At 63.2% G+C, this 13,011-nt stretch carries 16 protein-coding genes and 1 pseudogene; 9 read left to right on the top strand and 8 right to left on the bottom strand.

Going from position 1 to position 13,011, the window contains the following annotated elements:
* Positions 1 to 77: 77 nt before the first annotated feature.
* Positions 78 to 1,109 carry an aldo/keto reductase gene (locus tag P0Y65_08560; GenBank protein WEK06280.1) on the top strand — a complete coding sequence of 344 codons (1,032 nt, stop codon included), beginning with the start codon at positions 78 to 80 and terminating at the stop codon, positions 1,107 to 1,109.
* Here the strand turns inward: P0Y65_08560 and dprA are convergent.
* From dprA to ruvX, 5 genes are all read right to left on the bottom strand, one after another.
* Complete coding sequence (dprA, locus tag P0Y65_08555; protein ID WEK06279.1) at positions 1,106 to 2,227, bottom strand: DNA-processing protein DprA; 1,122 nt, start codon at positions 2,225 to 2,227, stop codon at positions 1,106 to 1,108. The two genes, P0Y65_08560 and dprA, sit on opposite strands and share 4 nt — an antisense overlap.
* A gap of 3 nt (positions 2,228 to 2,230) precedes the next feature.
* The gene (gene plsY, locus P0Y65_08550; GenBank protein WEK06278.1) at positions 2,231 to 2,836 is read right to left on the bottom strand and encodes a glycerol-3-phosphate 1-O-acyltransferase PlsY; all 606 of its coding nucleotides are present in this window, start codon (positions 2,834 to 2,836) and stop codon (positions 2,231 to 2,233) included.
* Positions 2,837 to 2,838: 2 nt separating this feature from the next.
* Complete coding sequence (gene pyrC / locus P0Y65_08545; GenBank protein WEK06277.1) at positions 2,839 to 4,131, bottom strand: dihydroorotase; 1,293 nt, start codon at positions 4,129 to 4,131, stop codon at positions 2,839 to 2,841.
* Entirely contained in the window at positions 4,128 to 5,096 is a 969-nt protein-coding gene (locus tag P0Y65_08540) for an aspartate carbamoyltransferase catalytic subunit (protein WEK06276.1), read from the bottom strand. The genes pyrC and P0Y65_08540 overlap by 4 nt, the downstream gene beginning before the upstream one ends.
* A gap of 71 nt (positions 5,097 to 5,167) precedes the next feature.
* Complete coding sequence (ruvX, locus tag P0Y65_08535; protein ID WEK06275.1) at positions 5,168 to 5,638, bottom strand: Holliday junction resolvase RuvX; 471 nt, start codon at positions 5,636 to 5,638, stop codon at positions 5,168 to 5,170.
* 51 nt (positions 5,639 to 5,689) lie between these two features.
* Here ruvX and P0Y65_08530 point away from each other — a divergent pair, with 51 nt between their 5' ends.
* From P0Y65_08530 to P0Y65_08510, 5 genes are all read left to right on the top strand, one after another.
* The gene (locus P0Y65_08530) at positions 5,690 to 6,223 is read left to right on the top strand and encodes a hypothetical protein (protein WEK06274.1); all 534 of its coding nucleotides are present in this window, start codon (positions 5,690 to 5,692) and stop codon (positions 6,221 to 6,223) included.
* A gap of 84 nt (positions 6,224 to 6,307) precedes the next feature.
* Entirely contained in the window at positions 6,308 to 6,595 is a 288-nt protein-coding gene (gene gatC / locus P0Y65_08525; protein WEK06273.1) for an Asp-tRNA(Asn)/Glu-tRNA(Gln) amidotransferase subunit GatC, read from the top strand.
* Positions 6,595 to 7,095 carry a GNAT family N-acetyltransferase gene (locus P0Y65_08520; GenBank protein ID WEK06272.1) on the top strand — a complete coding sequence of 167 codons (501 nt, stop codon included), beginning with the start codon at positions 6,595 to 6,597 and terminating at the stop codon, positions 7,093 to 7,095. The genes gatC and P0Y65_08520 overlap by 1 nt, the downstream gene beginning before the upstream one ends.
* A gap of 17 nt (positions 7,096 to 7,112) precedes the next feature.
* Positions 7,113 to 8,597, top strand: a complete 1,485-nt coding sequence (gene gatA / locus P0Y65_08515) for an Asp-tRNA(Asn)/Glu-tRNA(Gln) amidotransferase subunit GatA (protein ID WEK06271.1) — start codon at positions 7,113 to 7,115, stop codon at positions 8,595 to 8,597.
* Positions 8,598 to 8,717: 120 nt separating this feature from the next.
* The gene (locus P0Y65_08510) at positions 8,718 to 9,035 is read left to right on the top strand and encodes a hypothetical protein (protein WEK06270.1); all 318 of its coding nucleotides are present in this window, start codon (positions 8,718 to 8,720) and stop codon (positions 9,033 to 9,035) included.
* Here P0Y65_08510 and P0Y65_08505 read toward each other — a convergent pair.
* On the bottom strand, positions 9,032 to 9,679 hold the full coding sequence (locus P0Y65_08505; GenBank protein ID WEK06269.1) for a DUF998 domain-containing protein: 648 nt from the start codon (positions 9,677 to 9,679) through the stop codon (positions 9,032 to 9,034). The two genes, P0Y65_08510 and P0Y65_08505, sit on opposite strands and share 4 nt — an antisense overlap.
* Positions 9,680 to 9,758: 79 nt before the next feature.
* Positions 9,759 to 10,016, bottom strand: a complete 258-nt coding sequence (locus tag P0Y65_08500; protein ID WEK06268.1) for a YjhX family toxin — start codon at positions 10,014 to 10,016, stop codon at positions 9,759 to 9,761.
* A 245-nt stretch (positions 10,017 to 10,261) separates the two neighbouring features.
* Between P0Y65_08500 and P0Y65_08495 the strand changes: the two genes are divergently transcribed.
* The 3 genes and pseudogenes from P0Y65_08495 (at position 10,262) to gatB (ending at position 12,702) form a co-directional block, all read left to right on the top strand.
* Positions 10,262 to 10,573 (top strand): chorismate mutase, encoded by a 312-nt coding sequence (locus tag P0Y65_08495; protein WEK06267.1) that lies wholly within the window; start codon positions 10,262 to 10,264, stop codon positions 10,571 to 10,573.
* A gap of 24 nt (positions 10,574 to 10,597) precedes the next feature.
* On the top strand, positions 10,598 to 11,110 hold the full coding sequence (locus P0Y65_08490; protein ID WEK06266.1) for a GNAT family N-acetyltransferase: 513 nt from the start codon (positions 10,598 to 10,600) through the stop codon (positions 11,108 to 11,110).
* 139 nt (positions 11,111 to 11,249) lie between these two features.
* Positions 11,250 to 12,702: pseudogene (gatB, locus tag P0Y65_08485) on the top strand (Asp-tRNA(Asn)/Glu-tRNA(Gln) amidotransferase subunit GatB).
* Positions 12,703 to 12,740: 38 nt separating this feature from the next.
* Here the strand turns inward: gatB and P0Y65_08480 are convergent.
* On the bottom strand, positions 12,741 to 12,923 hold the full coding sequence (locus tag P0Y65_08480) for a hypothetical protein (GenBank protein WEK06265.1): 183 nt from the start codon (positions 12,921 to 12,923) through the stop codon (positions 12,741 to 12,743).
* Positions 12,924 to 13,011: the final 88 nt, after the last annotated feature.

Raw genomic sequence — 13,011 nt, 5'->3', positions numbered from 1 at the left:
TTTTGGACAATTCTGCGCGCCGACTTGAATCTGCCATACCAGATGACCACACTGGGATAATCCCAGGAGAAATCGCAATGCAGTATCGCAAGCTCGGCAATAGTGGCGCCGTTGTCTCGAACTACGCCCTCGGCACCATGACCTTCGGCGCAGAATCCGATGAGGCAACCTCGTTCCGCCTGATGGACGACTATGTCGCCGCCGGCGGCAATTTCATCGACACAGCCAATGTCTATAGCTCTGGCGTGTCCGAAGAAATTCTCGGTCGCTGGCTAAAGGGCAAGCCGAGCGCGCTGCGCGATCTGGTGATCACCACCAAGGGCCGTTTTCCTCTCGGCGACGGCCCCAACCATCTTGGCCTGTCGCGCAAGAACCTGCGCGAGGCGCTCGATGCCTCGCTGAAACGCCTCGGCGTCGAACATATCGATCTCTACCAGATGCATGCCTATGACGCGCTGACGCCGCTGGAGGAGACGCTGCGTTTCCTCGATGACTCGATCCGTAACGGCAAGATTGCCTATTACGGCTTTTCCAATTTTCTCGGCTGGCAGCTGACCAAGGCCGTCTGGATCGCCAAGGCCAATGGCTTTGCGCCGCCGGTGACGCTGCAGCCGCAATACAATCTGCTGGTCCGCGATATCGAGCATGAGATCGTGCCGGCTGCGCTCGATGCCGAGATTGGTCTGCTGCCCTGGTCGCCCCTGGGTGGTGGCTGGCTCAGCGGCAAATACAAGCGTGACCAGATGCCGAGCGGCGCGACCCGTCTCGGTGAAAACCCCAAGCGCGGCATGGAAGCTTTCGACAAGCGCAATTCCAACGCCGTCACCTGGGACGTGATCGGTGCCGTGGAAGATATCGCCAAGGCACGCGGCGCCAGCATGGCCCAGGTCGCGCTGGCCTGGGTGGCCGCCCAGCCCGCCGTGACCTCGGTCATCCTGGGCGCCCGAACCACCGACCAGCTCAAGGACAATCTGGGCGCGGCAGCGCTCACGCTGACGCCCGAGGAAATCGCCACCCTGAGCGCCGTCAGCAAGCCGGACATGTCCGACTATCCCTATGGTGAGGGCGGCATCGGCCAGCGCAACCGCAAGATCGAGGGCGGGCGCTAATATTTCAGCGCCACCAGCTGCCCGCTCGACCACTCGATCTGCCCGGCCAGATCGAGTTCGAGCAGCAGCATCTGCATGGCGGCCGCCGAAAGACCGGACTGGCGGATCAGTTCGTCGACGTCGATCGGCGTGGCCGTCAGCGCGGCCAGGAGGTGCGCCTTGTCGTTGGCGCCGGGTGCTGGTTCATCCGGCGTCAGCTCCGGCTCCCAGTCGCGGTCGAACAGGGCTTGCCGGGCCGGGTCGGCACTGCCCAGCGTCTCGATGACGTCCTCGGCGCAGGTTATGAGTTTTGCACCCTGCTGGATCAGCGCATTGCCACCTTCCGCCCGAGGATCGAGAGGTGACCCCGGCACGGCGAACACATCGCGATTCTGCTCCAGCGCCAGCCGCGCGGTGATCAGCGAACCGCTTCGCTTGGCGGCCTCCACCACGACGATCCCGAGCGACAGACCTGACACCAGCCGGTTACGCCTCGGAAAGTCTCTGGCACGTGGCTCCCAGCCCAGCGGCATTTCGGTTAGCAGCGCACCGCCGCTGTCGAGAATGTCATGCGCCAGGGGGATGTTCTCGTCGGGATAGATCCTGTCGAAACCGCCGGCCAGCACGGCAATCGTTCCTGTGCCGAGGCTCGCCCGATGCGCTGCCGTATCAACGCCCCGCGCCAGCCCCGAGACCACCGTATAGCCGCGCTCGCCGAGGTCGCCGGCCAGCAGCCGTGTCATCTTGATGCCAGCCGAAGACGCATTGCGCGCGCCGACGATCCCCACCGTGCGCTGCCAATCGAGCTGCGCGCCACCGGCCATCGTCAGGAGCGGCGGCGCCTGGGCGATGTGATGCAATAATTCAGGGTATTCCGGCTCGCTGGACGCCACGAGGCGCGCGCCGTAGCGCATGAGGCCGGCGATCTCGTCCTCTGCCGCCGATTGGCTGGCGATCCGTACTGGCTTGCCGGTGCGCTTGAGTAGGTCGGGCAGGGCGTCGAGTGCCGCCTCGGCCGAGCCGAAGCGGTTGAGCAGTTGGCGGAATGTGGCGGGACCGACATTGTCGGTGCGAATCAGGCGCAGCCAGGCAATGCGCTGCGGATCGGAAAGACTGGCGGCACGTCCACGCGCCGCCATCGCTTACGCCTTGGGCTTGCCCGAGCCGATCTTGGACTCGGTGCCGGCCATCAGGCGGGAGATGTTTTCGCGATGCTGGTAGAACAGCATGAGGGCCATCAGCGCCACGGTGCCGGCGAGCCACACATCGCCGCTGATGACAAAGGCAAAGATCGGCGCGGTTGCCGACGCCGTCAGCGCTGCCAGCGAACTCATCTTCTGGGCAAAGGCGATCAGCAGCCATACCGCGCAGAAGATCAGGCCCACGGGCCAGCTCAGCGCCAGCAGCGAGCCGATCATTACCGCCACGCCCTTGCCGCCCTTGAAGCCGAGCCAGACCGGGAAGCAATGGCCGAGGAAGGCAAAGACCGCCGCCACCATGGCGGCAGTTTCGCCACCCATGAAGTGACGCGCCACCAGCACCGCAAGCGCCGCCTTGGCAGCATCGAGCACCAGCGTGCCGGCCGCGAGGCCCTTGTTGCCGGTGCGCAGCACATTGGTTGCGCCGATATTGCCTGAGCCGATGGCCCGGATATCGCCAAGGCCAGCCGCCCGCGTCAGCAACAGGCCGAAGGGGATCGACCCGCAGAGATAGGCAAAGACCGCCGCAAAGATGAGATTGATGTCCATGCTCAGTCCTTATGTGTGTGGACGGTTTGCCCGCCCACGATGGTGCGCATTACCTTGCCAGCAAGGCGCGCGCCTTCAAAGCTTGTATTGCGCGATTTCGACCGGATTTCGCCCTCGGCAACCTGCCAGGGATAGTCGAGATCGAACAGGATCAGGTCGGCCGGTGCGCCCCTGGCGATACGGCCGGACTGGAGGCCAAGAATATCGGCAGGCCGGCTGGTCATGGCCCGCAGGATGGTCATCAGGTCGACATCGCCCGAATGCACCAGCCGCAGCGCCGCAGCGAGCAGTGTCTCGAGCCCGATGGCGCCATCCGACGCCTCGGCAAATGGCTGACGCTTGACCTCGGTATCCTGCGGATCGTGGTCGGAATGGATCGTGTCGATCGCGCCGCTCTTGAGCCCGGCGATTACCGCCTGCCGATCATCCTCGCTGCGCAAGGGCGTGGAGAGCTTGAAAAAGGTCCGGTAGCGCCCGATGTCATTCTCGTTGAGCGCCAGATTGTTGATCGAGATCCCAGCCGTAACCGACCGGTTGCGTGTCTTGGCCGCCGTCACCAGATCCACCGAAGCAGCGCATGAAATTTGCGCCGCGTGATACTTCGTTGCGGTCAGTGCCGCCAGCTGCAGATCGCGCGCCAGCGGAATGGTCTCGGCCTCGCGCGGAATGCCCTTGAGGCCGAGCACCGTGGCAAACAGGCCCTCGTTCATCACGCCATCGCCGGTCAGGCTCTTGTCCGAAACGTGGTGGACGATCGTCATGCCGTAATTGGCGGCATAGCTCATCACGGTCCGGAGCAGCGAATTGGACTGGATGGAATTGCGGCCGTCCGTCAGGCAGACCGCACCGGCTTCCTGCAACAGGCCAAATTCGGTCATTTCCTGACCCGCCAGCCCCTTGGTAATGGCGCCCGCTGGCAGCACATTGACCTTGCTCGTGGCCTTGGCGCGGCGAATGAGAAAATCCACCAGCGCGCCATCATCTACCACCGGTGCCGTATCGGGCATCATCACGAAACTGGTGACGCCGCCGGCAGCGGCCGCATCGCCCGCCGAAGCCAGCGTCTCGCGATATTCCTTGCCCGGTTCGCCGGTAAAGACCCGCATGTCGATCAAGCCAGGGGAAAGGATCAGGCCATTGGCATTGATCACTTCGGCCCCATCCGGCACGCCGACCGGGCCGTTGGTTGCCAGGTCGGAGATCAACCCGTTCTCGACCAGCACCGCACCGCGCGCATCCGTGCCGGAAGCCGGATCGATGACGCGGGCATTTTCAATGAGAAGGGGGCGGCTCATGCGTCATCTCCTGCCGGCAGCAGAGCATCGAGCACAGCCATGCGCACGGCCACACCCATTTCTACCTGGTCTGTAATGACCGAGGCCGGGCCATCGGCAATGGCCGGGTCGATCTCGACCCCCCTGTTCATCGGGCCGGGATGCATGACGATGGCATCGGGCTTGGCATAGCTCAGCTTTTCCGCATCAAGGCCATAGAAGCGGTAATACTCACGCACCGATGGGATCATCCGGCCATTGGCGCGCTCATGCTGCAGGCGCAGCATCATCACCACGTCGACATCCTTGAGGCCGTCGCGCATGTCGGTGAAGACCTCCGTCGCCAGATGCTCGATGCCAGCGGGCAACAGATTGCGCGGAGCGATGACGCGGGTGCGGACATTGAGTGCGCCGAGCAGCAGCAGGTTGGACCGAACGACGCGGGAATTGGCGATATCGCCGCAGATGGCGACGGTCATCCCGGCCAGCATGCCCTTGTGTCGGCGGATGGTCAGCGCATCGAGCAGCGCCTGGGTCGGGTGCTCATGCGCGCCGTCGCCGGCATTGATCACCGCGCAACCCACCTTCTGGGACAGCAGCTCCACCGCGCCAGCCGCCGAATGGCGCACCACGATCACGTCCGGTCGCATGGCGTTGAGCGTTGCGGCCGTATCGACCAGCGTCTCGCCCTTGGAGACCGAGCTCGACTTGACCGACATGTTCATCACCTGTGCGCCAAGGCGCTTGCCGGCGATCTCGAACGAGCCCTGCGTACGGGTGGACGGCTCAAAGAACAGGTTGATCTGCGTCTTGCCGGAAAGCGTCGGATGGCTTTTCCGCTCCTGCCGCGACACCGGCACCATGCGCTCGGCACGGTCCAGCAGGTCGACGATCTCATGCTGCTTCAAATCGGCAATGGATAGAAGATGTCGCTGGGCGAAGGGGGGAAAGTCGCCGGAAGTTCCGGCAAGCGTCATTGCGGCCATAGGCTCCGCTCCCTGATATTTGCTGCGGTCTAGCGGAGGGAGCGGCTCGGTTCAACCCAATGTTGACTCTATCAACGACGAAGACGGTCGAGCGCACCCTGCAAAATGTAGCTGGCGGCGAGTTTATCGACCACTTCGGCGCGGCGATCACGACGGAGGTCCGCTTCGATCATCATGCGGGTCACGGCGCTGGTGGAAAGCCGCTCATCCCAGAAGGCGATGGGAAGCGGCGTCTTCTGCGCCAGATTGCGGGCAAAGGCGCGCGTCGACTGCACGCGCGGCCCCTCGGACCCGTCCATGTTGAGTGGGAGGCCGAGGATGATCGCGGCAATCTGATTCTGCCCGATCAGTTCCACAATGCGCTCGGCATCCTGGGTGAATTTTGTCCGCTTGATGGTTTCGAGCGGCGTCGCCGAATAGCGCATGCCGTCACTGATCGCGACGCCGATGGTTTTGGTACCGAGATCGAGCGCCATGATCCGGCCAGTGGCGGGGATGGCGGCTAAGGGATTGGCAAAGTCTTCGGTGGGCTCGTCGGTCATGGCTTTGTCCTATAGGGTGCCGCCCGGTTTGGCGACAGGATAACGACCTTCATGAAACTCACCTGGTTCGGCGGCACCACCATCCGCATCCACATTGGCGGGGCGATTCTCGTTGTCGACGCGAACCGGGCGCCGAAGGGGATCGATGCACGGGAGCTCGTGAGCGGTGCGGATCGCGTCATCGAACAGTTCGGCGCGGAGCTGATTGAGGTGAGCGGGCGCGAATGGAAACCGCGCAAGCCGCTCAATTTGATCGACGAGGGCGGAGTGCTGCCGGAGGTTGAGCTATGGTCGGTCGGGCAGGGATCGATTTTGATCGATGCCATGGGCGAGACGCCGCTGCTTTTACTCACGGGTGAGCCGCCTGTGCTTGGACGCTGGGCCGAGGTTGCGACCACAGTTCTGTTCGGGACGGGTGTCCAGATCGCAAGGCTGGGAAAAGCCGTGCTGGAGGATCGGCCACCGCGGCTGCTGGCTCTTGCTGCCGACGAGGCTGACGTGGATCATGCCATACCGATATTGCGCGAACTGCTTGATGGCAGCGGGTTGGTTTCCCTCGAACCCGGCCTTGCATTGGAAGTCTGATCCGCCGCATCAGCCATTTTCATTGTCTTTTGCCGCAACGCATTGCTAATAACGCCGCAAGAGCCGTTCTATCTGGAGTTTCCCATGTCCGTCGACGCCGCAACCGTGAAGCGCATTGGTCGCCTGGCGCGCATCCGCATCGAAGATAACGAAGTGGAAGCCTACCAGAGCGAACTCAACGCCATCCTCGGCTTCGTCGAGCAGCTTGCCGAGGTCAATGTCGATGGCGTCGAGCCCATGACGTCGGTCACGCCGATGACCCTGCGCCGCCGTGATGACGTGATCAGCGATGGTGGCTATGCAGAGACCATCGTCAAGAATGCGCCGCTGACCGAAGACAATTTCTTCATGGTGCCAAAGGTGATCGAGTAATGGCGATCGCCATCGCCATAGAGACACCGCTGCAGGACGATGTGCGCATGCTTGTCGCCCATCTCAACGACCATCTCATCCCGCTGTCGCCGCTGGAATTCCAGTTCAAGATGACGGTGGAGCAGATGGCCGACAGCGACACGACGCTGTTTGTGGCGCGCGACGAGACGGGCAGGGCGGTCGGCATGGGTGCGCTGAAAGTCCATTCTGCCGAGCTGGGCGAAGTCAAGCGCATGTACACGCTTCCCGAGGTCCGCGGCCAGCGCGTCGGCAGCCTGCTGCTCGAGCGCATCGTCGGTCTCGCAAGGGAGCGCGACCTGCCCGTCGTCATGCTCGAAACCGGCACTGGCGATGGCATGGCCGAGGCGCATCGGCTGTATACCCGCGCTGGCTTTGTCGCGCGTGGTCCGTTCCTCGACTATCCCGACAGCCAATGGTCGGCCTTTTTCGAATTCCCCCTGTCAGCTCCGGCGTGTGTGGCTGAAGCCGCCGCCGTTTGAACAAGAGAGACAAGACTTTGACTGATCTGACCAAGCTGAGCATTGCCGAAGCCCGCAAGGGGCTAGAAGCCAAGAGCTTCACCGCCACCGAGCTGACTGGCGCCTATCTCAAGGCGATCGAAACGGCCAATCCGGCGCTCAATGCCTATGTCGCCGTGACGCCTGACCAGGCGCTCGACATGGCCAAGGCCAGCGACGAAAAGCTTGGCTTGGGGCAGGGCGGCACCCTGGAAGGCATTCCGCTGGGCATCAAGGACCTGTTCGCCACCAAGGGCGTCCACACCCAGGCCGCCAGTCACATTCTCGATGGCTTCAAGCCCGAATACGAATCCACCGTCACCGCCAATCTCTGGCGCGATGGTGCCGTCATGCTGGGCAAGCTCAACATGGACGAATTCGCCATGGGCTCGTCCAACGAGACCTCCTACTACGGCCCGGTGGTCAGTCCGTTCCGGGCCGAGGGCAGCAATGCAAACCTGGTGCCCGGCGGCTCCTCGGGCGGGTCGGCTGCAGCCGTTGCCGCCTGGCTCTGTGCCGGCGCGACCGCGACCGATACGGGCGGTTCGATTCGCCAGCCGGCCGCGCTGACCGGCACGGTTGGCATCAAGCCGACCTATGGCCGCGCCTCGCGCTGGGGCACTGTTGCGTTTGCGTCGTCGCTCGACCAGGCTGGTCCGATGGCGCGTACGGTGGAAGATGCGGCGCTGCTGCTGACCTCGATGTCGGGCTTCGATCCCAAGGATTCGACCAGCGTCGATATCGCCGTGCCCGACTTCGCCGCTGCCGTCGAGCGTGGCGTCAAGGGTCTGACCATCGGCGTGCCGCGCGAATATCGCATCGATGGCATGGCGCCAGAGATCGAAAAGCTCTGGAGCCAGGGTCTTGAATGGCTCAAGGCCGAAGGCGCCACGGTCAAGGATATTTCCTTGCCGCACACCAAATACGCGCTGCCGGCCTACTACATCGTCGCCCCCGCCGAGGCCTCGTCCAATCTCGCGCGCTATGACGGCGTGAAATACGGCCTGCGCGTCACGGGCAAGGACATCACTGACATGTACGAGCTCACCCGCGCCGCTGGCTTCGGCCGCGAGGTGAAGCGCCGCATCATGATCGGCACCTATGTGCTGTCGGCCGGCTATTTCGACGCCTATTACGTCAAGGCGCAGAAGGTCCGCACGCTGATCAAGAAGGATTTCGAGGACGCCTTCCACGCCGGCGTCGACGCCATCCTGACCCCGGCCACGCCGTCTGCCGCCTTCGGCATTGGCGATGAGACCCTGGCCGCCGATCCGGTGGCGATGTATATGCAGGACGTTTTCACCGTTACCGTGAACATGGCGGGCCTGCCCGGCATCGCCTTGCCGGCCGGCAAGGACGGCAAGGGACTGCCGCTCGGCCTGCAGCTGATCGGCAAGCCGTTCGACGAGGAAACGCTCTTTGCCGCCGCCCGCGTCATCGAGAAAAGCGCCGGTGGTGACTTCGCTCCCAAGGCCTGGTGGTAAGCAAGAATCGGCGTGTGACTTGATCGCACGGCGTTTCCGCACTATTTGCGCCCCATGCATAAGTTGAAACTCGTCGTGACGCGGCCTGCCGCTGCGTCCGGGCCGACAGGGACCAAGCCGATGGCCGTTGATATCTTTACCACGCTCGACTGGTCCGAGCCGCCAAGGGACATGAGCAAGCCGCTCCAGGCCCTGTGGTGGCTGAAGAAGGGCGAATTGCGCGTCGGTCCCGAATGGGAAATGGCCCACAATATCGTCCAGGCCATGGAAGGCGTTCAGGCCTTTGACTGGGTCCATGCCCTGATGCACTGGATCGAAGCGGACATGGGCAATGCCGATTACTGGTATCGCCGCGCCGGCAAGCGCCGCGCCACGGCCAGCGTTTCCAACGAATGGGAACACATTGCCGCGGCCCTGAGCGAAGTTACCCGCCACTAAGCCTGCGCTGCGCGGTCTTTGAAATGGCCGCGCAGGATCAGCGCACCGGCCACCACATACCAGATGGTGTGGGGCCAGGCGGCGATGCGCTCCATTGTGCCGCCACCGATCCCCAGGTGGATATTCAGCCCATAGAGCACGAAGCCGACAAGGGTCACCACGCCGGTGGCCAGCGTATAGATGGCAAATTTCCGGAACGGCCGCCAGAATGCGCCTGCCAAAGCCAGCATGCCAAAACCCGCGACACAAAGGGCCAGGATGGCGCCCACCGTGTGCAGTGGCCGGTTGATGTCATAGGGAAAAAAGCCAACCATGATGCTGCCGACGCCCCCGCCAATGGCCAGCAGCCAGAGCCCCGCCGCGGTCAGTCCGCCCCGTGGCCAGAGCCTGCGCGTAAACCAGATGCCCAGAAGGATCAGCACGCCATTCAGGATGATGCCGCCATTGAACACCAGATGCAGTGGCGAGCAGTAGGGGGCCAATGCGTTGGGATTTTCGCCCGCGCAGCCCGACACGCCCAACACGCTGATATCCATCTCGGTCAGCGAAAAGCCGGCAAATGCAGCCTGTGCCACAAATTGGGCAATGAAGAATTCCACCGTCAGCAGCCAGAAAATGGCGCCCATGCGTATCTGGCTCGTCATGAAAAGCTCTCCCGCCACACTGCCAATGGGCAATGCGGCGGAAGATTTGTCAAATTATCCGCGCGGTTTAGCCGGATCGTCAGCGGTTATCCACCTCGCTGCGCACCAGTTCGAGGCCGCGCCGGGTGATCCGGTAGGGGCCACCACCCTGCGAGCGGATCGCCTTCTTGGCCTTGAGCTTCCTGAACAGCACGAGGCTGCAATTGCTCATCAGCCAGCCCTCGCGGTTGAAGAATTCGAGGCCCGTCACCTTGCCGGCCTCGGTCTTGAGCAGCGCGATGCGGCCGCCCTGCGCCAGTGCATGCAGCACCCGCTGTTCGTCTCGGGAAATATCCATGAAATGTCAGTTGCCCTGGGCGGGCCTGAGCCCGCGAACAAACAGTACCAGCTGCCGGCATCACGCCCGGCACCCGGCTGGTTCATTCTGCCCCGTCACGCTTTGGACGGGGTCTCAGGCAATCTCGAACTGGCTAGACATGACGTTTTGATAATCCCGACTGGACCAAATGCGCAAGCCGTGTGGTTGAAATCGCGACCCAGCCGGTGCAAACCAGCAACAGCAAATCGAGACGGGAATTCCAAGTGACTGCCACCAAGCTGCCCGACGCCTGCGAAACCAAGGACGACGTCCGTGCCGAGATCGACCGCGTCGACATGGCCCTTCTGACGCTGTTTGCCGAACGCCACGCCTATGTGACCCGCATGGCCCAAATCAAGACCGATCCGCACGAAGCGCGCGATCCGGCCCGTATCGAAGCGGTCATTGCCAAGGTCCGCGATCGCAGTTTGGCACTTGATCTTGACGAGGATCAGGCCGAACTTGTGTGGCGGACCCTGATCGACTGGAACATCAACTACGAGAAGGGCATCATCGCTGCGCGGCGGCGCGGCTAGTTCCTTGATCTGGCAGGAGGCCTCATGCCCGGTATCAGCATTCGCAAAGCCGAGAAGTCTGATGCGCCCCGCTTGGCCGAGATCGCCTATCGCGCCTGGGAGAAGGGCATCCTGCCGCTTTTGACCGAGCGAACCGGCATGCGCGACGCTGAAAAGCGCCGGTTGAGCCAGGCGGTCGGCGAAACGCTGAGCCGCATCATTGTCGCCGAGGTCGATGGCATAGCCGTCGGCTGGTGCTCCCGTTCCTCACGCCGCGCCTATATTCCCTACCTCTTCGTCATGCCCGAATTGCAGGGCCACGGCATCGGTTCGCGCCTGCTGCGCCGCATGGAGAGCATGCTCGAACTGGAGGGCGCCGAACGCGTCCAGCTCGAAACCCCGGCCGACAATGTCCGCGCCGTGCGCTTTTATGAAAAGCAGGGCTATCGCATCCTGGCCCTGCGCCCAGATGGCCGCGCCGCCCACGAACCCTTCATGAGCGTCCATCTCGAAAAGCACCTCATGCCCTTCGAAGGCGACATCGAGGACGAGGACTGACGTCCGGGCCGTGAATCTGGCTCAAAGCAATTGCATCCATTCCCCCTAGGCTCTATGCGTTTGGCATAGTTTCGCCTTGCCTCGCAGGACTGTTCAATTGACCCTTATCGACACCCGCACGCCCAATCCCAAGAGCTTCATCAAGGGTTCCACCGGCGACTGGGAAGTCATCATTGGCATGGAGAGTGCATGCGCAGGTGACCAGCGAGAGCAAGCTGTTCTCCGGCTCGTCGACCGAATTCGGCAGCCCGCCCAATGCCAACGTCAGCTTCGTCGATGCGGCCATGCCCGGCATGCTGCCGGCCATCAACGAGGAATGCGTTCGCCAGGCGGTGCGCACAGGCCTGGGCCTCAAGGCGCAGATCAACAACCGCTCGGTCTTCGACCGCAAGAACTACTTTCTATCCCGACCTGCCGCAGGGCTACCAGATCAGCCAGTTCAAGGATCCCGATCGTCGGCGAAGGGCTGGTCTATCTCGACATGCCCGATGGGCAGATCGAGATTGGCATCGAGCGCCTGCATCTCGAGCAGGATGCCGGCAAGTCGATCCACGACCAGCATCCGAACATGAGCTTTGTCGATCTCAACCGCTCGGGCGTCGCGCTGATGGAAATCGTCTCCAAGCCCGACCTGCGGTCGTCCGAGGAGGCCAAGGCCTATGTGGCGCAAGCTGCGCACCATCCTGCGCTATCTGGGCACCTGCGACGGCGACATGGAGAAGGGCAATCCTGCGCGCCGACGTGAACGTCTCCGTGCGCAAGCCGGGCGAGCGATTCGGCACGCGCTGCGAGATCAAGAACGTCAATTCCATCCGCTTTCATCGGCCAGGCCATCGAGGTCGAGGCCCGCCGCCAGATCGAGATCCTGGAGGATGGCGGTTCCATCGATCAGGAAACCCGTCTCTACGATCCCGAAGCCGGCGAGACGCGTTCCATGCGCTCCAAGGAAGAGGCGCATGACTACCGCTACTTCCCCGATCCGGACCTGCTGCCGCTTGAGTTCGACGACGCCTTCGTCGACAAGCTGGCCGAGGCCTGCCGGAGCTGCCGGACGAGAAGAAGGCGCGCTTCGTCAGCGACTACGGCGTCACCGCCTATGACGCCAGCGTGCTGGTGGCCGAGCGCGACACGGCCGACTATTACGAGGCGCGTGGCCAAGGCGCCAGCGGACGGCAAGGCGGTCGGCCAATTTCGTGATCAGCGACGTTCGGCGCTTTGCAACAAGAGTCAGGGCGTCGCCGTCTCGGACCCATCTCAGCCGGCGCAGATCGCCGGCCATCGTCGACCTGATCGCCGACCGGACCATCTCCTCCAAGATCGCCAAGGACCTGCTGAGATCCTCATCGCGAGGAAGGCGGCGACCGCGCGCGATCGTCGAGGCGCGCGGCATGAAGCAGGTGACCGACACGGGCGCCATCGAGAGCGTCGGTGGACGAGATCATCGCGGCCAATCCCGGACAAGGTGGCGCAGGTGCATCGCCAAGCCGACCATGCTCGGCTGGTTCGTCGGCCAGGCCATGAAGGCCTCGGGCGGCAAGGCCAATCCGCAGGCTCTCAACGAGCTGATGAAGCAAAAGCTCGGGATCGAGTAGGGTCAAAAAGAACGGCGCCGCGAGGCGCCGTTTCTGTTTCAGGGATTCCAGTCGTTCTTGGGTTCGGGCGGCAGGTTATAGTCCAGCGGATCCTTTTCGCCGTGGCGGAGCGGGGTCGTGCCGGGGTGATCGGCATTGCTGGTGGGCAGGTTCACCGGCATGGGCGGCACCGGGTCGGGGCGGCGCGTCTCGGGCTTGGAATGGGGATGTTTCTCGCTCATTGCTCTAGCTCCTCGTTGGTGGCTGGTCGCCGCCAGGGCCCGGCTCTGGTGCAGGCTGGCCGGGAGTGGGATCTTCCACGGGTTGTGG

It is taken from the genome of Candidatus Devosia phytovorans, assembly GCA_029202405.1.
Taxonomy (GTDB): domain Bacteria; phylum Pseudomonadota; class Alphaproteobacteria; order Rhizobiales; family Devosiaceae; genus Devosia; species Devosia phytovorans.
This window is presented reverse-complemented; position numbering and strand designations above follow the sequence as displayed.